Here is a 22,726-nt window from a genome sequence, read left to right as displayed (position 1 = left end):
CCATATCGGGGCGCCGCGCTAGAGCCTGACGGGAAATCTAAAAGGGGGGCGGGATGGCGGTCGGCGGAGAAGACGAAGCCAGGCTGGAAAGGGCGACGATCCGGCGCATCACCTGGCGGCTGATGCCGCTGCTCGGGCTGATCTACCTGATCGCCTATATCGACCGGCAGAACGTCTCCTACGCGAAGCTGCAGATGGCGGCGGACCTGGGGCTCAGCGAAGCCGCGTTCGGGCTCGGTGCGGCCTTGTTCTTCATCGGCTATTTCCTGTTCGAGGTGCCGAGCAACCTCATCCTCGTCCGCGTCGGCGTGCGCCGCTGGTTCGCGCGGATCATGGCGAGCTGGGGCCTGGTCACCATCCTGCTCGGCTTCACCACCAGCGGGCCGATGTTCTACGTCCTCCGCTTCCTGCTGGGCGCGGCGGAGGCCGGGCTGTTCCCCGGCGTGCTCTACGCGCTCACCCTCTGGTATCCGCAGCGCCACCGCGCCCGCGCGGTCGGGCTGTTCATGGTGGCGAGCATCGTCGCCAACATCACCGGCTCGGCGATCGGCGGCGCGCTGCTCGATCTCGACGGCCTGATGGGCTTCCGCGGATGGCAATGGGTGTTCGTGGTGACCGGGCTGCCCGCCGTGCTGCTGGTGCCGGTCGTGCTCGCCCGCCTGCCCGACAGCCCGGCGAGCGCGCCCTGGCTGAGCGATGCCGAGCGCGATTGGCTGGCGCGCGAGATCGCTGCGGATCACGCGTCGCAGGCGGTGAGCCCGCGCGCCGAATGGAAGGCGATGGCCGATCCGCGCGTGCTGATGCTGTGCCTGACCTTCATCGGCTTTCCGCTCGCCGCCTACGGCCTCAGCTACTGGCTGCCGACGATCGTCCAGGGCTTCGGCGTGTCGAACACGATGAACGGCCTGATCAACGCGGCGCTATGGACGCAGGTCGGGCTCGCCTTGTGGCTGGTGCCGCGCTGGGCGGCGCGGCGGCGGCATTCGAGCGCGCACATCGTCGTTCCCGCGCTCATCGGCGCGGCCGCGCTGGTGGCGAGCGTGCTGCTGCCCGGCGCGGTGCCCAAGTTCATCGCGCTGTGCATCGCCGCCTCGGCGATCTTCGCCGGTCAGCCGATCTTCTGGTCGCTGCCGCCGCGCTTCCTCACCGGCAGCGCCGCGGCGGCGGGGATCGCTGCGATCAACGCCACCGGCAATCTCGGCGGCTTCTTCGCCCAGACCCTGGTGCCGCGCGTGGCGGAGGCCAGCGGCAGCCAGCTCGCGCCGATGTTCCTGCTAGCGGGCGCGCTGGTGCTCGTGTCGCTCGGCGTGGTGGCGGTCGAGCGCCGCCTGCCCCCGCCGGCCCATCCGGCGAGTCGCGGGCCTACGCAGGAACGTAGCTCAGCCTGATTACATCCTCGCCGATCCGGTCATGGCTCATCAGGCGGAGCGGCGGCCGGGGGCCGGCGAAATAGGGCGCGCCCTGACCAAGCACCACCGGGTGCAGGTAGATGCGATATTCATCGATCAGGCCAAGCCCGGTGAGGCTTCGCGCCAGGTTCGGGCCGGCCACCTCGATCTCCCCGTCATGCTCGGCCTTGATCGCACGGATAGCGCCCGCAAGATCGCCCTCGACCAGCGCGGCGTTGGGGCCGACCGGCTTCGAAGAGCGCGAGACGACCCATTTCGGCTGCTTCCGCCACGCCGCGGCGAAAGCGGCTCCCTCGGGCTCCCAATCCGAATGATCGTCGTCCCAATAGCGCATGATCTCATACATCCGGCGGCCATAGACGCTGCCGGTCAGCCCTTCGGCCTCTCCGATGAAATGGCGGAACAGCGTGGGGTCGGGCGCGAAGGCATCATGGTCGACATAGCCGTCCAGCGACTGGTTCATTGCGAAAACGAGCTTGGCCATGCCCTTCTCCTTCAGCGCACCGCACGTCTCCGATTGCGTTATGCAATCGGTCGCAGGCTAGCCCGACCGATTTTACATCGCAAGCGGTTTCTGGAATGCGCACGAGCGCTGAACTCTCAGGCCGCCACCCCATAAATCTCCCCCGTACCCCCGGACTCTTCGACGGGCTCAGGAGCGACGGGGAGATTTGCATGATCCAGGTGTCGCCCCGCTAAATATCGATCTGCCCCAAGACGGATCGGCATTCGGAAGATTGGTTCACGCAGAGGCGCAGAGGACGCAGAGATGTGGTCCTGCGGCGCCGGCGGCTCCCATCTTCCGCGGGGGTCCGCTTGGCGCAACCTGGCGGGGTGCATGCGCCTCGCACAGATTCCGACCTCTCTGCGCTCTCAGCGGCTCTGCGTGAAAAACCGTCTTCGCGCCTTCGCGCCTTCGCGTGAACCCAAATCCTGCAAGGCCGGCAAATATCGACCGACCCTAGCCTTGCTGCACCCCGGCCCGGCCATTCTCCACCGCGAAGCGCGCCAGGTCGCCGATCGGCGATTGGGGATCGCGCACGTCGGAAAGCGCGCGCAGCGCCACCTCGCAGCGCTCCGGCGTCACGTCGATGCGGCCATAGCCGCGCACCGAATTGTCGGCGAAGTGGAAGCCTGGGTTGAGCGACGCGCCGCGCTTCAGCGTCTTGTCGCGCGCGCCCGAGCTGATCGATCCGCCGACGAATTCGCTGGCGATGATCCGCCCCGCGTCGTCGGGGTCGAAATGGTCGCCCGCGACGAAGCTGTGGATGTCGCCGCTCAGCACCACCGGGTTCGGCACGCGCGCATCGCGCCATCGCCGCGCGATGCGCTCGCGCGTCGGCGTGAAGCCGTCCCAGGCATCCAGATTATAGACGCTGGGCGGCGCATCGGGGGTGTCCGGCGGGATGCGCTTGAACGGCATCATCAGGGTCTGCTGGCTGAGGAAGTTCCACCGCGCCCTGGTGCGGCCCAGCTGCGCGTCGAGCCAGTCCATCTGCGCGGCGCCGAGCATGGTGCGCCGCGGGTCGTGGCGGCCGGGGCAATCGGGGCGCAGGCCGATCGTCGCCTTGCCGCCGGGATCGCCGGGCTGGCAGGGCGGCGGATCGCGATACTGGCGGTCGTCGACGATCTGGAACTGCGCGAGCCCGCCCCAATCGATCGCGCGGTACAGCCGCATCGATCCGCCCGCCGGCCGTGCCGATCGCCTGAGCGGCATATGCTCGTAATGCGCCTGATAGGCCGCGGCGCGGCGGCGGGCGAAGGCTTCGGGATCGCGCAGGAACTTGCTCTGGGCGCCGGTGTAATTGTCCTGCACCTCATGGTCGTCCCACGTCGTCACCCAGGGCGCGGCCTGGTGCGCCGCCTGCAGCAACGGGTCGGACCGGTAGGTGGCATAGCGCGCGCGGTAGCCGGCAAGGTCCGTCGGCTCGGGGTTGAGATGGCTGCGCACGCCGTTCCTCCCCGGATTCCCTTCGTAGATATAGTCGCCGAGGAACACGATCAGGTCCGGATCGTCGGCGACCATATGGCGGTAGGCGGCGTAATGGCCGGCTTCGTAATGCTGGCACGAGGCGAAGGCGATGCGCAGCCGATCGACCGCCGCGCCGATCGCGGGCGCCGTCCGCGTGCGGCCGGTCGGGCTCGCCGCGCCGCCGGCGATGAAGCGGTAGAAATAGGTGCGGCCGGGGCTCAGGCCGTCGACCTCGACATGAACCGAATGGCCCCAGTCGGGCTCGGCGAAGGCGGTGCCGCTGCGTGCGCGCTCGAAGCCTTCGTCCTCGCTGATTTCCCAGCGGACCGGGACGCGCGCCTGCGGCATCCCGCCGTCGGGATCGAGCGGCCGCGGCGCAAGGCGGGTCCACAGCACCACGCCGCCGGGCGCGGGCTCGCCCGATGCGACGCCGAGCGTGAAGGGATCGTCCGCTGCCCGGAAGGCCGCGCCACGCGTGGCGACGAGCAGCGCCGCACTGCCGAGGATCGTCGCTGTCGCCTGGCGGCGGTTCGGGCGCATCTGCATATCGTCTCCCCCTCCGGCGGCCGGTCTAGCGCCGGTCCGATTCTTCCCGAATTATATGATCAATATTCTAAAGGAGAAAGAGAGGGCGGCCTGGGAGGCGCCTAACCGCCGCGCGCGACGCAGCGAAAGCCGATATGGCTGGTGGAGCTGTCGATCATCTGCGCATGCCGCGCCGCCGGGCGGTAGCGCTGGCAATAGTTCGCCGCGCACAGATGCGATCCGCCCTTCAGCACGCGCCGCCCGATCCGCACGCCGGGCTGGGTCGGATCGAAGCTGGCATGGCGTGTGCCGCCGCGGGGATTGTCGATGGCGCAGCAGGCCCGCTTGGGCGCCAGCTTGCTCGCCTCGGTGAACCAGTCGCGCGTCCATTCCCAGACATTGCCGATCATGTCCGACAGGCCGTAGCCGTTCGCCGGATAGCTGCCGACCGGCGTCGTGCGATAGCCGCCGTCCGCGCGCAGGTTCGAAACCGGGAACAGCCCCTGCCAATAATTGGCCAGGACTTCCCCGCCCGGCGCCAGCTCGTCGCCCCAGGCGTAATCGGCGTCCTCAAGCCCGCCGCGCGCCGCGAACTCCCATTCGGCCTCGGTCGGCAGCGCCTTGCCCGCCCAGGCGGCATAGGCGGCGGCGTCGTCATAGGCGATCTGCACCACGGGATGGTCGGGGATGTCGTCGATCCCGCTCTCCGGCCCGGTCGGATGGCGCCAGTCGGCGCCGGGCACGAAGGCCCACCATTGGCCGGGATCGTTCAGCGGCACGGGCATCGCCGTGCGCTGGAACACCAGCGATCCGGCGCGCGCCAGCGCCGGGTCCATGCCGGGATAGTCGGCGGGATCGGGCGCGATCTCGGCGAGCGTGACATGGCCCGTCGCCTCGACGAACGCCGCGAACTCGCGGTTGGTGACCGGCGTCTCGTCGATCCAGAAGGGATCGACCTTCACGCGGCGCGGCGGCGCTTCCTCGGGATAGAAGCGGTCCGACCCCATCCGGAACGTCCCGCCGGAAAGGTGCCGCATGCCCGGCCGATCGATGTTCGCTGCAAGGGTAGCCATGCTCGTCATCCTGCCTCAGGCCCGCTCAGAATCAAAATACACATAGATAAGATAAATCATCTTCAACAGCGGCAAATTCCTGATATAGCATCCGCCGCGGGGGCGCAGACCCTCGATCGGCGGATGCGATCCCAGCGCGAGGCGGGGCGCGGAAAAGGGGAGAGCATAGTGACCGGGCAGAACCAACGCCGCTGCAATCTCGCCGCTCGCCTCGCTATGCTCATGGGAACCGCGCTCGTCGCCCTGGCCCCGGTTCCGGCGCATGCCCAGTCCTCGCCGGCCACGCCCGCGCAACCCCGTCAGGCGCCGCGTCCGAACATCCTCTTCGTGCTGGTCGACGATATGGGTTTCGGCGATCTGTCGGTGATGGGCAACCGCAAGGTCGCGACGCCCAATATCGACCGGCTGGCCCGGCGCGGCCTGCTGATGACCCGCTTCTACGATGCGGCGCCGATCTGCTCGCCGTCGCGCGCCGGATTCTTCACCGGCCGCTTCCCGGCTGAGCTTGGCTTCGTCAACTATGTCAGCGGCCGCGCCTTCAACGCCGCGCACGGTCAGGCCGACTGGCTCGATCCCGCGGTTCCCAACGTCGCGCGCATGCTCAAGGCGACCGGTTATGCGACCGGGCATTTCGGCAAGTGGCATCTGGGCGGCGGGCGCGACATCGGCGATGCGCCCTGGCCGACCGCCTATGGCTTCGACGAAAGCTACACGACCTTCGAGGGGCTGGGGCCGCGCGTGCTCGTCTCGGACCACGAGAACGACCTTTCCAGGCAGTCCGAGCTGCTCGGCCAGGGGCCGACGACCTGGGAGGTCAAGCGCAGGCTCACCGGCCTCTACTGCGACAAGACGCTCGATTTCGTCGCGCGCAACAGGGATCGGCCATGGTTCGTCCAGCTCTGGCTCAACGACGTCCACGATCCCTGGGCGCCCGACGGCGCAGATGCGGAGGCGGCGCGGGCGAAGGCCGCGGATCCCGACGATGCGCGCTACCTCGGCGCCCTTCGCGGCATGGACCGCGATCTCGGCCGGCTGTTCGACCGGCTAGAGGCGATGGGCGAGGCGGACGACACGCTGATCGTCCTCACCTCCGACAACGGCCCCGCCTCGCTGCCGCGCTACTACAAGGACGGCCGCACCGCGCCGGGCAGCGTGCAGCGCCTGCGCGGCCGCAAGTGGAGCAACTACGAAGGCGGCATCCGCCAGCCGCTGATCATGGCCTGGCCCAAACATATCCGCGCCGGGCTGCGCGACGATCGCAGCGTCGGGCACGGCGTCGATCTCTTGCCGACGCTCGCGGCGGTGGCGGGCGTGCAGGTCCCCGCCGGCGCCGACGGCGTCGATCTGTCGCCGGTGATGGCGGGCAAGCCGATGGCGTCGCGCCCGGCGCTGTTCTGGGCCTATGGCAAGGCGGGCAGGAAGCGCCCGCCCCAGCCCGCCCTCCCCCACGACCGCGCCCCCCTCTACGCAATGCGCACGGGCAAGTGGAAGTTGCTAGCCAACCCAAACCACACCGACATCCAGCTCTACGATCTCGATGCCGATCCGAACGAAACCACCGATCTCGCCGCGTGCCGGCCCAAGGTTCGCGCCCGGCTGATGGCACAGCTCGACGGCTGGATAGGGACGCTGCCGCAATGAACGCCACACGACGTCACGCACTCTGGCTGCTCGCCGGAGCCGCCGCCACCGCCGCGCTCGCCGGTGTTGCGCCGGGCGCCGCCCAGGCTTCGGCCAAGCGGCCCAACATCGTCGTCATCCTGATCGACGACATGGGCTTCTCCGACATCGGCTGTTACGGCAGCGAGATCCCGACGCCCAATATCGACGCGCTCGCCGCCGGCGGGCTGCGTTTCACCCAGTTCTACAATAATGCCCGGTGCAGCCCGTCGCGCGCTGCGCTCTTGACCGGAACCTATCCGCACCAGGCAGGGCTCGGCCATCTCGAGCCGGTCGACATACCGGGCGCGCAGGGGCTGCGCGGCCGCCTGCTCGATCGCGTGGTGACGATGGCGGAGGTGCTGCGGCCGGCAGGCTATCTCACCGCGATGGCGGGCAAATGGCACCTCGGCATGTCGAAGGGTGTCGGGCCGGTGCAGCGCGGCTTCGACCGCTCCTTCGCGTCGCCGGTGGGCGAGCTTTACTACCGCAACCAGCCGCAGCGCGCCGCCCGGAAGGTGGTGATCGACGGCCGCGACGTTCCGGCGAGCTCGGACGAACTTGGCAAGGGCGACTGGTATTCGTCCGACCTGTTCGTCGACTGGGGAACGAAGTTCATCGAAGAGGCGCGGGCGAAGGACAAGCCCTTCTTCCTCTACCTGCCGTTCGTCGCCGCGCATTTTCCCGTCATGGCGCCGCCCGAAGACGTCGCGAAGTTTCGCGGCAAATATATGGAAGGGTGGGATACGCTCCGCGCGCGCCGTTTGGAAAAGCAGCGCCAGATCGGCCTGCTCGGCGATGAGGTCACCCTGCCGCCCCGGCTGCCCAACACCTATGATTGGGACAAGCTATCGGCGGACGATCGCGACCGGTTCGACGGGATCATGGCGACCTATGCCGCCAACATCGCGCGGGTGGACAAGGCCGTCGGCGATCTCGTCGCGCGATTGAAGGCCAACGGCACCTATGACGACACGCTGATCCTGTTCATGGCGGACAATGGCGGCAACGCCGAAAGCGGTCCCGACGGGCGTTCGCTCGGCGACGGGCCGCTGGGCAGCGCGACTTCGCGCATCTTCGTCGGGATGAACTGGGCGACGCTGTCGAACACCCCGTTCCAATATTTCAAGCATCACACGCAGGAAGGCGGCATCGCCACGCCGCTGATCGCGCACTGGCCGCGGGGCATCGATGCGGCGCGGAACGGCGGCTTCGTGCGCGAGCCCGGCCATCTGGTCGATATCATGGCGACGGTCGTCGATGTCTCGGGCGCGCGCTATCCGGCGGAGGCGAAGGGCAAGGCGATCGTGCCGATGCAAGGCGTCAGCCTGGCACCCGCGTTCCATGGCGACGCGATCACGCGGGGCAAGCCCATATTCTTCGAACATGAAGGCAATCGCGCGGTCCGCGACGGCCGCTGGAAGCTCGTCTCGCCGTTCAACAGGCCGTGGGAACTCTACGACATGCAGGTCGATCGCAGCGAGACGCGCAATCTCGCTGCGAGCAATCCCGAACAGGTCGGCCGGATGGCGGCCCAATGGGACGCGTGGGCGGCGGCGAGCTTCGTCGACCGGTGGCGAGAAAGCTACAACGGTCCCAAAGGCCAGCGCCAGAACTGGGGCGGCGGCGAGACGCCCGAACGCCCGGAGGCGATGGACGTGATGACGCCCGAACTCGAACGCACGCTCAAGCGCTGACCTGCAAGAACAGACACGAACAAGGGATAAGACATGGCACGGCTTCACATGCTCGCGGCGGCGCTGCTGCTCGGAACGGTATCACCCGCGGCGGCGATCGCGCAGACCCCGGGCTTACCCCCCGCGAAGCCCGCCAACCCCGCGGCCGGCACCGCCGGCTTTACCGATCCGACGACGGTGCAGCAGGGCGGCCCCGCCTATGTCGGCCCGATCATGAGCCCGTGGGGCGAAAAGGTGACACCGGAGAACGCCTGGCGCGGCTATCCGCGCCCGCAGATGGCGCGCAAAGAATGGCTCAATCTGAACGGCCATTGGGATTACGCCATCACCCCGGCGACCGCGGCGGGCGCGCCCGCCGCGATGGACGGCAAGATCCTGGTCCCCTTCGCGGTCGAATCGAAGCTGTCGGGCGTCGCGCGCAAGCTGCTGCCCAATGACCGGCTATGGTATCGCCGCAGCTTCACGCTTCCCGCCAACTGGCCGGGCAAGCGCACCTTGCTGCATTTCGGCGCGGTCGATTTCGAATCCTTCGTCTGGATCAACGGCGTGCTGATCGGCAGCCACAAGGGCGGATCGGACCCGTTCAGCTTCGACGTCACGCCGCATCTGAAGCAGGGCGCGAACGAGATCGTCGTCAAGGTCGCCGATCCCACCTCGACGGGCGATCAGCCGCGCGGCAAGCAGACGCTCGAGCCGCGCGGCATCTGGTACACCGCGGTCAGCGGCATCTGGCAGACGGTGTGGCTGGAACCGGTGCCCGATCTGCATATCCAGGAGCTCCGCGCGACTCCCGACATCGACAAGGGCGTGGTCACCGTCGATGTCCTGCTCAACTCGGCGACGACGCCCGGCGATGCGGTGCGGCTGACCGCGCGCGCCGGCGATCGCACGGTGGCGACGGCGCTCGTCCGCGGCAATCGCCGCGCGACCCTGTCGATCCCCAAGCCGCGGCTGTGGTCGCCCGATGATCCCTTCCTCTACGATCTGACCGCGGAGCTGGTGAAGGTCGACACGCCCTGGATGGAGCTGCCGCCGCGCGACCAGCCGCAGCCCATGACACAGGCAGAGGCCGAGGCCTACGCCAAGGCGCGTGTCGCCGAAGGCGGGCGCGACCGCGTCGAGAGCTATTTCGGCATGCGCAAGATCTCGACCGGCAAGCATCCGCGCACCGGCCGGCCGGCGATCTTCCTCAACAACAAGCCGATCTTCCAGAACGGCACGCTCGATCAGGGCTGGTGGCCCGAAAGCCTGCTCACCCCGCCCTCCGCGGAAGCCGCGCGCTACGACATGGAATGGCTCAAGAGCGCTGGCTTCAACATGCTGCGCAAGCACATCAAGGTCGAGCCGGCGCAATATTATCACGACGCGGATCGCCTCGGCATGCTGATCTGGCAGGACATGCCCTCGGGCGCGTTGGGCGACCAGGCGGTGCGCCGGCCCAGCGATCGCGAGGCGACGATGTCCTCCGAAGCGATGTCGCAATACCAGCTTGAACTGTCGCGCGTGATCGGCGCGCTCCGGCATTTCCCTTCGATCGTTATGTGGGTCACCAACAACGAAGGCTGGGGCCAGTATGACGCCAACGCCGTCGGCGGCCTCGCCAAGGCGATGGACCCGAGCCGCCTGGTCAATTCGGCGAGCGGCTGGTTCGATCGTCCCGGCATCATCTCCGACGTCTACGACATCCACACCTATCACGAGGTGCCGGTCGCGCCCGAGCCGCATGGCGACAGGCCGCTGGTGACCGGCGAATATGGCGGCGTCGGCCTGCCCGTGCCGGGGCATCTGTGGTTCACCGATCGCGATGCGCGCATCTACCAGTTCGCCAAGGACCCCGCCGACTATCGCGCCCGCTACAAGCGCAAGTTCGACGAGATCATCCGCCAGGCGAAGGAAATCGGATTGAGCGCCGCGGTCTATACGGAAACCAGCGACGTCGAAGGCGAGCTCAACGGCCTGCTCACCTATGATCGCAAGGTCGCCAAGATCCCGCCCGCAGACCTCAGGGAGATGGCCGCACCGCTGTTCGAACAGCCGTGAGGCGCCATGACATCATTGTCTGATGCCTGCCGATCGAAGTAGCACCCTGCGCCAACGGTAGATCGTTGGTCGGGAGAACCGGATGTCCGCGCGTGATCGAAGATTGGTTACGCGCTTGAGGCATCGGGAACGCTTGGCGGAGCTCCTCATCGGCGCGCTGCTGGCGCTGACGTTCTTCAATGCCTGGATGCATTGGGAAGTCCTCGCTCCCGGGAATGTCGGATGGCTGCTCGACGGCAATGATCGCGGCATCACGCTGATCGGGCTGGCCGCCTATCTGAGCGGCCAGCCGGTCTGGCCATCGCTGCACAATTCATTGTTGATGGCGCCCGAAGGCATCCCGGTCGCCTTTACCGACAGCAATCCTCTGGCGGCGCTCCTGCTTCAACCTTTCGCCACCTGGCTGCCGGTGGATGTTCAGTTCATCGGCATCTGGCTCCTGCTCTGCGCTGTCCTGCAGCTTCTCTTCGCCTGGCTCCTGCTGCGCCCCTATGCGCCGGGCCCGGTGAGCGCGATGGCAGGGGCCTGCCTGCTCGCCTTCATGCCGGCGCTGATCAACCGGCCGGGGCACGTCAACCTGTGCGCCCATTGGCTCATCCTCTGGGTGCTGTGGACCTACCTCGATGCGAAGCGGAGCCGTCAGCCGCAGCATTGGATCGCGATCCTCGGCTTGAGCGTGCTGATCCATCCTTACCTGCTCGTCTTGACGGCCGCCTTCTGGGGCTCGGCGGTGCTGCGTGCGATGGCGACCGAGAAGGATCGGGCGTCCGTTGCGGCCAGGGCAGCCATTGTCGCCGGGACGATTACGGCGATCGTCGTCTGGGCCGGGCTGCTCACGCCAGCGATTCCGACGCTCGGCTACGGCGTGTTCGGGATGCCGCTCGATGCGCTGTGGAATGTCGGCAAAGAGGGATATTCGGCCCTGCTGCCGCCGCCTCCGCCTGCACCCGGCGTCAATGATTTCGAAGGACTGAACTATCTGGGCGCGGGCTTGCTTGCGCTGTTGGTCGCCATGCCGGCGCTGCTCATCATCGAGCGGCGGTCCGGCCAGGACGGGATTGAGAGCCTCAGGCCGCTGCTATGGCTGATCCCCGCCTTCGTCGTGCTTACGACGGTTGCAATCGGGCCAATGGTCGTCTGGCGCGGCCAGATTGTCGACGTCATCGACATACCCGAACGGCTGCGGGCCGCGCTCGACCCGGTGCGCGCGGCGGGAAGGCTGTTCTGGCCCGTCGGTTACACCATCGCCTTCGCGGCGATCGTGGTGACGTGCCGCTCGCGCGCGGCGCCGTTCCTGCTGGCCGGCGCGCTGGCGCTTCAGGCGATCGACCTCAAGCCGATGCTTGAAAGCGTGCGGGAACAGTCGGCCAATGCCCTGGATCGGCGGACCTACCATCGCACGCTCGATCCGCGTTGGAAGACGCTGATCGACCGGGCGACGGACATACAGTTCGAGCCCGCGGCGATCTACATGGATTTGGGCCTTCAGGAAGAGATCGCCTGGCGCGCGATCACGGCATGCCGGCCGGTTCCGCTCCGCTTCTTCACCGTCTCGCGTGAGATGGAGCCGATCCGGCGGAGGCTGGAAGCCGATGCCGCCCAGCTGCGCGCAGGACATCCCGCGCCGGATCGTCTCTACATCTTTCTCCAGGGCAAAGTTCCGCCGCCGCTCACGGCGCGCGCGATGATCATCGACGGAGTCGCGGTCATCCCGCCGCTCAAGCCGCGACCACCGCCAGACTGCGCCCGCCCGAACTGAGGCGCCCCCAATCGCATCAACGCCGGCTCATCGAATAGGGCCGGTCGGCCTGCGCCACGGCCCATGTCCGGTTCGGCTGCGCCTGCATCTCGAAACGAAGCTCGCCGCCGGCCATGATCTCTTCGTGCCGCAGATAGCTGCGCGTCAACGGACGGCCGTTCAGCAGCACCCGGCCGACATAAGGCCGGTCCTCTCCGACATTCGCCGCGATCGTGAAGCGCTTGCCGTTCGGCAGGTTCAGCGTCGCCCGTTCCACGAACGGCCGACCGATGACATATTCCAGGCTCCCCGGCGTGACGGGGTAGAAGCCGAGCGCGGTGAACATCAGCCAGGCCGACATCTGGCCCAGGTCGTCGTTACCCGACAGGCCGTCGGGCGTCGGCTTGTACTGGCTGTCGACGATCTGCTTCAGCCGCTCCTGCGTCCGCCATGGCGCGCCCGCATAGTTGTAGAGATAGGCGACGTGGTGGCTCGGCTCGTTGCCGTGGATATATTGGCCGATCAGCCCGGCGATGTCCTCTGCATGGCTGTAGTCGATGCCCGACATGTCGAATTCGAACATCTCGTCGAGCTTCTTCACCACCGCCGCGTCGCCGCCCATCACGTCGAACAGCGCCGCCTGATCGTGGGGGACGAACCAGCTATATTGCCAGGCGTTGCCCTCGGTATAGTCGGAGCCGTAGTTGATCGCGGTGGGATCGAACGGCACGCGGAAGCCGCCGTCGCTCTTGCGGGCGCGCAGGAAGCCGGTCTTGGCGTCGAAGCTGTTGCGCCAGTTGCCCGCGCGCTTGGAAAAGGCCGCGGCGATATCCTTGCGACCCATCGCCTCGGCCATGCGCGCGATGGTCCAGTCGTCATAGGCGTATTCGACCGTCTTCGACGCCGCTTCCGGCTCGCGGTCGATCGCGACATAGCCCAGCTTCATATAGTCGCCCAGGCCGCCATAGGGCGCATAGGTGGCGCTCGCGACCATCGCCTCGAGCGCCTCGTTCGCGTCGAACCCGCCGATGCCCTTCAGATAGGCTTCGGCGATGACCGGAACCGCGTGGTAGCCGATCATCGTCCAGGTTTCCTGCCCCTGGAACTGCCAGACCGGGAGGATTCCGTGCGGGCTGGCCTTGCGGCTGGCGATGAGCGAGCGGACGAAGTCGCTGTTGGTCTTCTCCGGCTGGATCAGCGTCAGCAGCGGATGCTCGGCGCGGAAGGTGTCCCATAGCGAGAAGGTCGAGCGGAAGGTGAAGCCGTCGGCCCGGTGGACCGCATTGTCGGGACCGCGATAACGGCCGTCGGCGTCGCCCGCCACCGACGGCGCGAGCAGCGTGTGATACAGCGCCGTGTACAGATTCTTGCGCATCGGCGCGGGCGCTTCGATCTCGACTGCCGACAGCGCCTTCTCCCAGGCCGCTCTGGCGTTCGCCCGCACTGCGTCGAAGCCCCCCGCCTCACTCTCGAGGTTGGCGATCGCGCCAGCTTCGTCGACCGATGAGAGCGCGACCTTCACTTCGAGCGGCTCGTCCAGCTTGCCGAAGTCGAAACGCCCGACCAGCGCTCTGCCGGATCGTTCGGCCACGTTCTCGGTGCCGTGCCCCGGCGCCCGGAACCCCTTGTAGGCGACATCCTTTTCGGTGCTGATAAAGGCGTGATCCTTGAGTGGCGCCGAGAAGCGCATCGCGAAGAACAGCTTGCGCGCGGGCGCCCAGCCACGCGTCTCGCGCGAGCCGGTGATCGTGCCGTCCGGATGGAGCCGGAGCGAGGACCACAGGATCTTGCCCGGATAATTGTACAGCGAGCTGCGCAGATCGAGCACCAGATGCGCGGCCTTGCCTTTTGGGAAGCTATAGCGGTGCACGCCGATGCGCGTCCCCGCGGTCATCTCGGCGCGCACGCCCGGATCGCTCAGCGTGACCGCATAATAGCCCGGCTGCGCGATTTCGGTGTCGTGGCTGAAGCGCGACCGATAGCCGGAGCCCGGCTTCTTCGCGTCTCCCGGCTCGATCGGCACGGCGTCGCCGGCCACCGGCATCAGCAGGAAGTCGCCCAGGTCCGAATGGCCGGAACCCGAGAAATGCGTGTGCGAGAAGCCTTGGATCGTCGGGTCTTCGTACCGATAGCCCGCCGCATGGTCATAGCATTCGCGGATGACGCAGCTCGTATCGGTATCCGGGCTCAGCTGCACCATGCCAAATGGCGAGACCGCGCCGGGAAAGGTGTGCCCCTCCCCGCCCGTGCCGATGAACGGGTCGACATCGTCATACCCCTGGGCGACCAGCGGGGCGGCGAGGATGAGAGCGAGCGCGGCGGCGAAGCGGGGGCGGAACATGGCCATGATCATCGCCCGAACGCCCGGTCATGCAATGGTGAAAACTCGATCTGGCCGCTCGCGCTTTCGGCCGCGTTGGCGGCCAGCGCGATCGATCCGAGCGGCCCGGCCGAGACCCCGAGCAGCGGCGCGACGATGTAGTCGCCCGATTTCGGCAGGTCGAGATAGCCGTTGAGGCTGTCGATCAGCCTTGTCTCGATCCGCCCCAGCAGATGGGACTGCCCCGACACCACCCCGCCGCCGATCGCGATGCGGCGCGGACCGGTCGTGCAGACCAGCGCGTGACACATTGCCGCAAGCGCGTCGACGATCGGCGTCCAGACCGGATCGTCGGGGGGAACGTCGCGCACCGCGCGCCCGCCAAGCCGCTCCACCAGCGCGGTGCCGGAGGCGAGGCCCTCGACGCAATCCTCATGGAAGCCGCACACGCTTTGGTGTGTGTCGCCCACCGTTCGCGGCACGCGCAAATGGCCGATCTCGCTATGGCCGATCCCGCGCGTCGGACGCCCATGGACGATCAGGCCGACACCGACGCCGGTGCCGACGGTGACATAGGCGAAATCCTCCAGCCCGCGCCCGCAGCCCCAGCGAATCTCGGCGAGGGCAGCGCCGTTGACATCGGTGTCGAACGCGGTCGGCGCGTCGAACGGCGCCGACAGATGGTGCAGCACGTCGATGCCGGACCAGCCCGGCTTGTTGGTGCTGAGTATCTGGCCGTACCGGCTGGACGCGGCGTCCAACTCCAGCGGGCCGAACGATGCGACGCCGAGGGCGCGAAAGCCGCTCCCCGCCCGCCATTCCCGCAGGATCGCGACGATCGCCGGCAGCGTCTCGTCGGGCGTGGTCGTCGGAACCGTTCGCTGGTCGAGGATCGCGCCGGGACCGTGCGCAAGGGTGACGATGCATTTGGTGCCGCCCAGCTCGACGCCCGCAAGCGGCAAAAGCTGTCCGCGTCTGTCGGTCGATGCGACGCTCATTCGCCTGTCTCCGCCGGCCGGCCGAAGGACGGCGGACGGTCCGCCTTGGCCGATCCGAAGCGCGAGGGGCTCGCGCCCATCTCGAATTCCAGCTCGCCGCCCTGGGCCAGCGTGGCATGGCCGATCCAGTTGCGGGTCCACGGCTCTCCGTTCCAGCGGACCGACTGGACATAAGGCGCGTTCGGCCCGTTGCCGCGCGCACGCACGCGCAGCGTCCTGCCGCCGCCCAGGTCCATTTCGGCATCGTCGAACAGCGGCGATCCGAAGACATAGACCGCGCTCACCGGATCGACCGGGTAAAAGCCCAATGCGGAGAGGACGAACCAGGCGCTCATCTGGCCGCAATCGTCGTTGCCGATCACCCCGTCCGGGGCGGCCTTGTACATCTCGGTGAGCAGCCGCCGCACCATCGCCTGCGTCTTATGCGGCGCGCCGGCATAGGCGTAGAGATAGGGCGCGTGCTGGTCGGGCTCATTGCCATGCGCATATTGCCCGACCAGCCCCGAGATGTCGGGCGGCGCGTTGTCGGGCAGCGTCGAGGGCGCGTTGAAGAAGGCGTCGAGCTTGTTCTCGAACGCCTTGTCGCCGCCGAACAGCTCGATCTGGCCGTAAATGTCGTGCTGGTTGAGGAAGGTCGTCTGCCAGCCGTTCGCCTCGGTATAGTCGCGATGCTTCTTCGGATCATGGCCGATCTGGATCGGATCGTAAGGCGCCCACCATGTCCCGTCGGAGAATTTGGGCCGGGCGAAGCCGATCGAGGCGTCGAGGACATTGCGATAGTTCAGGCTGCGCTTGCGCAGCGTCTCCGCATCCTCCCCCGCGCCCGCCGCATCGGCGAGCACCGCCATCGCCCAGTCGTCATAGGCATATTCCTGGGTGCGGCTGACCGACTCCCACACCTTGTCGGCGGGAATGTAGCCGAGATCGTAATAGTAGCCGCGGCCAAGCGAGCTGTCGCTGTCCTTGAAGCTGCGGTCGAAGGCGCGGCGACGGATGTTGGGCCAGGCGGCGGCATAGTCCGCCTCGATCCCCTTCGCCTTGGCCTCGGCGAGCACCACCACCGAATGCCAGCCGATCATCGTGCCGGTCTCGACTCCCTGCAGCGGCCAGACCGGCGGGCCATAGGGGCTTTCCTGCGTCTGGCGGATGAGGTCGCGGGTGAATGTCGCCGAGCGCTCGGGCTGGACCAATGTCAGCAGCGGATGCAGCGCGCGATACGTGTCCCACAGCGAATAGGTGGAGAAGGCCAGCTCGCCCTCGGGCGCCTGGTGCACCTGCCGGTCGAGGCCCATGTAGCGGCCGTCGCGGTCGGTGAAGAGCGTCGGCGCGAGGAAGCAATGATAGAGCGCGCTCGCCATGATCGTGCGCTGGTCCTTGGTGCCGCCCCTGACGCGCACCAGGTTCAGCTCGCGCGCCCAGACGTCGCGCGCCGCCTTGCGCGCGCCGTCGAAGTCCCAGCCCGGCGCTTCGGCCGCGAGCGCCGCCTTGGCGCCTTCCAGCGCGACACCCGACAAGCCGGTCTTGATCAGGATCGGCTCGCCGCCGGCATCGTCGAAGAACAGTGCGACCTTCAGGCGCTTGCCGGCGATCTCGGTGGTGCCGTCCGCTGCCGGCGTGTCGCCGTCGCCGAAGAACTGGATGTGGTCGGGTTTGCGCGACAGCCGCATCGCGAAATGGATGTGCCGCCCCTTGGCCCAGCGGTTGACCTGGCGGTGGCCGGTCAGCGTGCCGTCGGCCTCCAGCGCCATCCTCGCCTGCTCAATCAGCTCGCCCTTGTCCCATGAATCGAGGATCATGTGCGCGAAGTCGATCAGGATATGCCCCGGCCCCTCCGGGAAGCGATAGCGGCTGATCCCGCATCGCTCGGTCACGGTCAGGTCGGCCTGCACCCCGGATTCGAGACCGACGCGGTAATAGCCGGGCTCGGCGAACTCGTCGGTGAAGCGCTGTCGATAGCCCTCATCGGGGCTGCCGAGCTTGCCCGGCACGAGCTCGAGCTTGCCGCGCGTCGGCACCACCAGCACGTCGAGCATGTCGCCGATGCCGGTTCCCGACAGATGCGTATGGCTGAACCCCATGATCGAGCCGTCGGTGCGGTGATAGCCCGAGCACGCGTCCCAACGGGCATTGTCGGTGTCGGGGCTCAATTGCGCCATGCCGAACGGCAGCGACGCGCCGGGAAAGGTGTGGCCGTGCCCGCCGGTGCCGACGAACAGGTCGGGCCTGCCCGCAACCGGCGGTTCGTCCCACAGGTCGTTCGGCCCGCATCCGGCGAGCGCGAGCATTCCGGCGCCGCCGAGCAAGCCGCGACGGTTGATACGCAGCACATCGTTCCGCATCGTCAGATCCGCCCCGCGATGATCGCCGGCTTGCGGCGTTCGAGGTCGAGGATCAGGTCGCCGAACAGGCCGTTCGCCCAGGCGAACCAGCTCCGCGTGAACTTCGCCGGATCGTCCTTGTGGAAGCTTTCGTGCATGAAGCCGGTGCCGCCATGCGTGGTCTTCAGCCATTTGAGGCACTGACGGATGGTGGCCTCGTCATCGCTCAGCAGCGCGCGGGTGATCAGCGACATCGGCCAGACCATGTCCATGCCGATATGCGGGCCGCCGATGCCCTCGGCCGCGGTCCCCTTGAAGAAATAGGGGTTGCGCTCGCTCCAGGCGAGCGCGGCGGTGCGGCGATAGAGCGGATCGTCGCGCTCGGCCGAACCCAGCAGCGGCAGCGCCGAAAGGCTGGGGACGTTGGCGTCGTCCATGAAGATCGCGTTGCCATAACCGTCGACCTCATAGGCCCAGACCTCGCCGCCCTTGCCGTCGGGCATCTTGCCATGGGCATTGAGCGCCGCCTCGACCTCGCCAGCCAGCGCTTCGCAATCGCGTGCGAAGGCGGAATCGTCGCGCGTGTCGCGCAGCACGGTCGCGAGCATCCGCAGGGCCGAGACCGCGAACAGGTTGGACGGGATCAGGAACGGGAATTTGCAGGCGTCGTCCGATGGGCGGAAGCCCGAATGGATCAGCCCCACCTTGCGCGTCGGCGCGCCGAAGCCGTCGAACATCAGGGTTTCGGTCGGCGACTTGTCGACGCGTTGGAAATGATAGGGCCCAGGCCCGTCCTTGCGCTGCTGCACCCTTAGCGTGTCGACCGCAACGCGCATCGCCTGCGCCCAGACATTGTCGAACGGCGCCTTGTCGCGCGTCTCGGTCCAATAGGCATGCGCGAGGCGCATCGTGTAGCAGAGCGAATCGATCTCCCATTTGCGCTCGGCGACGCCGGGGCGCATCTCGGTCAGGTCGTTGATGGCGGGCAGGTTCGATCTGGCCGACGGGTCCATCGTGTAGGCGTTGGCATAGGGATCGCTCAGGATGCAGCGCGCCTGGCGCTGGATCGCCCCGTGGAACAGCCGCCGGAGGTCCGCATCCTTGCCGGTCAGGTGGACATAGGTCTGGAGCTGCGCCGATGAATCGCGCAGCCACATCGCGTTGATGTCGCCGGTGATGACGAAGGTGTCGGGCTTGCCGCCGACCTCGCCGGTGAACACCGTGGTGTCGAGCGTGTTGGGGTAGCAATTCTCGAACAGCCAGGCGAGCTCGGGATCGCCGATCTTCGCCTTGACCCGCGCGATCTCCGCCTCGACGGCCTTGCTGGTGAAGCGCCGTTCGCCCTTGGGCGGCCGCTTGCTCACCTGCTGCGCGGCGAGTGCGGCGCCCGAAAGCGTGGCCGACAGGGCGAGCGCGCCCGCGCCCGACATCATATCGCGACGGCTGAGATTCATCGGATCAATTCCCCTTGGGTGCGCTCATCGAGAAGGGCGCGGCCGACTGGCCCGTGCCCCATTGCTTGTTGGGTTTCGGCCCCATGACGAAGGTGAGCGTGCCGCCCCGCTGCAGCGCCTCGCGGTCGAGCCAGGTCTTGTCGTGCGGCTGGCCGTTGAAGGTTACCGACTGGATGTAGACATTCTCCGGCCCGTTATTCTCGGCCTCGATGGTCAGCTGCTTGCCGCCTGGCATGGTCAGCTCGACTTGTCTGAACAGCGGGCTGCCGATCGCATATTGGCCGACCGCCGGCGTCACCGGATAGAAGCCGAGCGCGGAGAAGACGTACCAGGCCGAGGTCTGGCCGTTGTCCTCGTCGCCCGGATAGCCGTCGGGCGCGGAGGAGTAGAGCTTCTCCATGATGTTGCGCGCATGATACTGCGCCTTCCACGGCGCGCCGGCCCAGTCATAGAGATAGATCATGTGCTGGATCGGCTGGTTGCCATGGGCGTACTGACCCATGTTGACGATCTGCATCTCGCGGATCTCGTGGATCGTCTGGCCGTAATAGCTGTCGTCGAACAAAGGCGGCGTGGTGAAGATCGAATCGAGCCGGTCGACGAACGCCTTGTCGCCGCCCATCAGGTTGATCAGGCCCTGCACGTCCTGCATCACCGACCAGCTGTAATGCAGCGAATTGCCCTCGGTGAACGCATCACCCCATTTCAGCGGGTTGAACGGCGTCGCCCAGCTGCCGTCCTGGTTGCGCCCGCGCATCCAGCCGCTCTCAGCGTCGTACAGCTTGCGATAGTTCTGCGCCTGTGCGGCGTATTTCTTCGCGTCCTCGGTCTTGCCAAGCGCCGCCGCCAATCGCGACAGCGCGAAATCGGCGGTCGCATATTCCAGCGTGCGCGCCGCGCTCTCGTTGATGCCGACATTATAAGGGACGTAGCCGAGCCGGTTATAATATTCGACACCCTCGCGCCCGACGGCGGTCAGCACCCGGCCCCGGTCGTCGGTGGGCCGGCCCTCGGAGGTGGTCGCGTTCTTGACCATCGCCTCGTACAGTGTCTCGACGTCGAAGCCGCGGACGCCGTTCAGATAGGTGTCCGCGATGATGATCGCGGAGTTCGATCCGATCATCACGTTGCGGTGGCCGGGGCTCGCCCATTCGGGCAGCCAGCCCGATTGCTTGTAGGTGTTGACCAGCCCCTGCATCACCTTGCTGTCGAACTCGGGATACATCAGCGCGAAGAAGGGGAAGACCGCGCGCCAGGTGTCCCAGAAGCCGTTGTCGGTGTAGAGATAGCCCTCGTGCACCTTGCCGTCATACGGGCTGTAGTGCACCGTCTTGCCCGCCGCGGTGATCTCATGCAGCGGCCGCGGGAACAGCAGCATCCGGTAGAGCGCCGAATAGAAGGTGCGGCGGTTGTCGATGTCGGGATCGGTCACGCGGATGCGCGACAGCTCCTTCTCCCATTCGGCGCGCGCCTTGGCTTCGGTCTGGGCGAAGCTGTCCTTGCCGACCTCGCTCTCCAGATTGCGCACCGCCTGCTCGGGGCTGATGAACGAGGATGCGACCTTGACGCCGACCTGCTCGCCCTTCTTGGTCTTGAAGCTGACCACCGCGCCGACATGCGCGCCCTCGCTCTTCAGCGCGTCGTGCAGCTGCCAGTTCTCGTCCCAGGTGCGGGTTACGGTGAAGGGACGATCGAACTGAAGGACGAAATAGTTGTGGAAATTGTCCGGCACGCCGCCGCTGTTGTTGCGGGCATAGCCGGTGATCCGCCGCTTCTTCGGGTCGATCGTCACCATCGAGCCTTCGTTATAGGCGTCGAGGACGATGTGCGCGTCGTCGCTTTCGGGGAAGGTGAAGCGGAACTGCGCGGCGCGGCTGGTGGGGACGACCTCCGCCGTCACGTCATGATCGGCGAGATAGACCTTGTACTTGTAGGGGCGGCTTTCCTCGGCCTTGTGGCTGTACCAGGATGCGCGCTCCTCCTGCTTGATGCGCAGCGGCCCCGTCACCGCCATCAGCTCGAAGGCGGCATAGTCGTTCATCCAGGGGCTCGGCTGGTGGGTCTGCTTGATCCCGCTGATCTTGTAGGCGTCGTAGGTATAGCCCCAGCCGTTGCCCATCTTGCCCGTGACGGGGGTCCAGAAGTTCATGCCCCAGGGCACGGCGACCGCGGGATAGGTGTTGCCGTAGGACAGCGCGAATTCGGAATCGGTCCCCATCAGCGGATTGACCAGATCGACCAGCGCTTCCGGGGCGGCTTGCTGCGCAAGCGCCGCGCCGGCCAGCGGCGCGGGCAGCACGAGGCTGGCCGCAAGAAGCGCCGTCATCGCTCCGCGCAATGTCGTGGTCAGGCCGTTCCTCACAGTCTCTCTCCCCTTTTGTCCGCCGCGCGCACGATCACGAACCGCCCAGCGGGCGCGGCTTCACGCCCTCGTTGGTCATCACCACCGGCCGGATCGTGCCGTCCTTGTTGAAGATCATACGGTCGATCGCGATCTGCCGGTGCTCGCCCCTGTCGGTGTCGAGCGGGCGGCGGTGATAGGCGATATACCATTCGTCGGTGCCCGGCACGTTGACCACCGAATGATGGCCCGCGCCGCGCGCGATGCTGAAATCCTGCTTCAGGATGACGCCCTTGGGCGTGAACGGCCCGACCGGGCTCGGCCCCATCGCATAGGCGACACGGTAATCGGGGCCGGTCCAGCCGCCCTCCGACCACATCAGATAATAGACGCCGCCCCGCTCGACCATGAACGAGCCTTCGACATAGCCGGGCGGGGTGATCTCCTTGAATATCGTGCCGTCCTCGAACGGCTCGATCGAGGTCAGGTCATCGCCCAGCCGCACCACGTTGCAGTGCTTCCAGCCGCCATAATAGAGGTAATGCTGGCCGTCCTTATCGCGGAACACGAACTGGTCGATCGGCTGCGCGCCGTTGTGGAACTGGCTGATCAGCGGCTTGCCGATCGCGTCCTTGAACGGCCCCGCGGGGTTGTCGGCGACCGCGACGCCGATGCCGCCGAGCTGGTCGTTCGACTGAATGTCGTTCGCGCCGAAGAAGAGGTAATATTTGCCGTCCTTCTCGATCGCCGACGGCGCCCAGACGGCATAGGCCGCCCAATCGACATTCTCGACGTCGAGCACATGGCGGTGCTTGGTCCAGTTGACGAGGTCGGGCGAGGAGAAGGCGTTGAAGAAGGTCTGGATGGCGTAGGACGGGCGCACCATCTGCTGCTTGCGCAGTTCCTGCTGCTTTTCCGAGAAACGCTTCGACACGTCGGGCGTGTCGGTGTGGTCCGAATAGGTCGGGTAGATCCAGTAGCGGTCGCCGAACACGCGGATCTCGGGATCGGCGTACCAGCCGGGAACGATCGGATTCTGCGCAAGCGCCGCGCCGGGCATGGCGAGCATCGATCCGGCGAATAACGTCAGCAGCAGCCTTCTCATCCCGATCCCTTTCGTCCAGCCCCATGGGCGCCGCTTATCGAGCGGCGGATCGCCCGGAGGCAAGCGATCGGCAAGAA

At 67.1% G+C, this 22,726-nt stretch carries 14 protein-coding genes; 5 read left to right on the top strand and 9 right to left on the bottom strand.

Annotated features, from left to right (window positions below):
• The first annotated feature begins 53 nt into the window (after positions 1–53).
• Positions 54–1,388, top strand: a complete 1,335-nt coding sequence (locus D1610_RS04200; protein ID WP_118862819.1) for an MFS transporter — start codon at positions 54–56, stop codon at positions 1,386–1,388.
• On the opposite strand, the gene D1610_RS04195 is transcribed toward D1610_RS04200, so the two are convergent.
• The 3 genes from D1610_RS04195 to D1610_RS04185 all read right to left on the bottom strand — a co-directional run bounded on the left by D1610_RS04195 (position 1,363) and on the right by D1610_RS04185 (position 4,943).
• Complete coding sequence (locus D1610_RS04195; protein WP_118862818.1) at positions 1,363–1,893, bottom strand: dihydrofolate reductase family protein; 531 nt, start codon at positions 1,891–1,893, stop codon at positions 1,363–1,365. The genes D1610_RS04200 and D1610_RS04195 overlap by 26 nt on opposite strands.
• Before the next feature lie 477 nt (positions 1,894–2,370).
• Positions 2,371–3,927 carry an alkaline phosphatase D family protein gene (locus D1610_RS04190; RefSeq protein WP_118862817.1) on the bottom strand — a complete coding sequence of 519 codons (1,557 nt, stop codon included), beginning with the start codon at positions 3,925–3,927 and terminating at the stop codon, positions 2,371–2,373.
• Between the two features lie 101 nt (positions 3,928–4,028).
• Positions 4,029–4,943, bottom strand: a complete 915-nt coding sequence (locus tag D1610_RS04185; protein ID WP_118862816.1) for a formylglycine-generating enzyme family protein — start codon at positions 4,941–4,943, stop codon at positions 4,029–4,031.
• A gap of 258 nt (positions 4,944–5,201) precedes the next feature.
• On the opposite strand from D1610_RS04185, the gene D1610_RS04180 reads away from it, so the two are divergent.
• The 4 genes from D1610_RS04180 (at position 5,202) to D1610_RS04165 (ending at position 12,134) form a co-directional block, all read left to right on the top strand.
• Positions 5,202–6,620, top strand: coding sequence for a sulfatase family protein (locus D1610_RS04180; RefSeq protein WP_245941974.1), 1,419 nt, complete (start codon positions 5,202–5,204; stop codon positions 6,618–6,620).
• Positions 6,617–8,335, top strand: coding sequence for an arylsulfatase (locus tag D1610_RS04175; RefSeq protein ID WP_118862814.1), 1,719 nt, complete (start codon positions 6,617–6,619; stop codon positions 8,333–8,335). Before D1610_RS04180 ends, D1610_RS04175 begins: the two co-directional genes overlap by 4 nt.
• A gap of 33 nt (positions 8,336–8,368) precedes the next feature.
• Positions 8,369–10,375, top strand: coding sequence for a glycoside hydrolase family 2 protein (locus D1610_RS04170; protein WP_245941973.1), 2,007 nt, complete (start codon positions 8,369–8,371; stop codon positions 10,373–10,375).
• Between the two features lie 133 nt (positions 10,376–10,508).
• A complete protein-coding gene (locus D1610_RS04165; RefSeq protein WP_118862813.1) occupies positions 10,509–12,134 on the top strand; it encodes a DUF6311 domain-containing protein in 1,626 nt (541 codons plus the stop codon).
• Positions 12,135–12,150: 16 nt separating this feature from the next.
• Here the strand turns inward: D1610_RS04165 and D1610_RS04160 are convergent, their stop codons facing one another.
• The 6 genes from D1610_RS04160 to D1610_RS04135 form a co-directional block, all read right to left on the bottom strand.
• Entirely contained in the window at positions 12,151–14,460 is a 2,310-nt protein-coding gene (locus D1610_RS04160; RefSeq protein WP_118862993.1) for a GH92 family glycosyl hydrolase, read from the bottom strand.
• A gap of 2 nt (positions 14,461–14,462) precedes the next feature.
• Positions 14,463–15,431, bottom strand: a complete 969-nt coding sequence (locus D1610_RS04155; protein WP_118862812.1) for an ROK family protein — start codon at positions 15,429–15,431, stop codon at positions 14,463–14,465.
• Positions 15,428–17,770 (bottom strand): GH92 family glycosyl hydrolase, encoded by a 2,343-nt coding sequence (locus tag D1610_RS04150; protein ID WP_118862811.1) that lies wholly within the window; start codon positions 17,768–17,770, stop codon positions 15,428–15,430. The genes D1610_RS04155 and D1610_RS04150 overlap by 4 nt, the downstream gene beginning before the upstream one ends.
• A 2-nt stretch (positions 17,771–17,772) precedes the next feature.
• A complete protein-coding gene (locus D1610_RS04145) occupies positions 17,773–19,203 on the bottom strand; it encodes a glycoside hydrolase family 125 protein (protein ID WP_118862810.1) in 1,431 nt (476 codons plus the stop codon).
• A gap of 4 nt (positions 19,204–19,207) precedes the next feature.
• Positions 19,208–21,529 (bottom strand): GH92 family glycosyl hydrolase, encoded by a 2,322-nt coding sequence (locus D1610_RS04140; protein ID WP_118862809.1) that lies wholly within the window; start codon positions 21,527–21,529, stop codon positions 19,208–19,210.
• 70 nt (positions 21,530–21,599) lie between these two features.
• The gene (locus D1610_RS04135) at positions 21,600–22,649 is read right to left on the bottom strand and encodes a glycoside hydrolase family 43 protein (protein WP_118862808.1); all 1,050 of its coding nucleotides are present in this window, start codon (positions 22,647–22,649) and stop codon (positions 21,600–21,602) included.
• Between the last annotated feature and the right edge of the window lie 77 nt (positions 22,650–22,726).

The organism is Sphingomonas gilva, from assembly GCF_003515075.1.
Classification (GTDB): domain Bacteria; phylum Pseudomonadota; class Alphaproteobacteria; order Sphingomonadales; family Sphingomonadaceae; genus Sphingomonas; species Sphingomonas gilva.
This window is presented reverse-complemented; position numbering and strand designations above follow the sequence as displayed.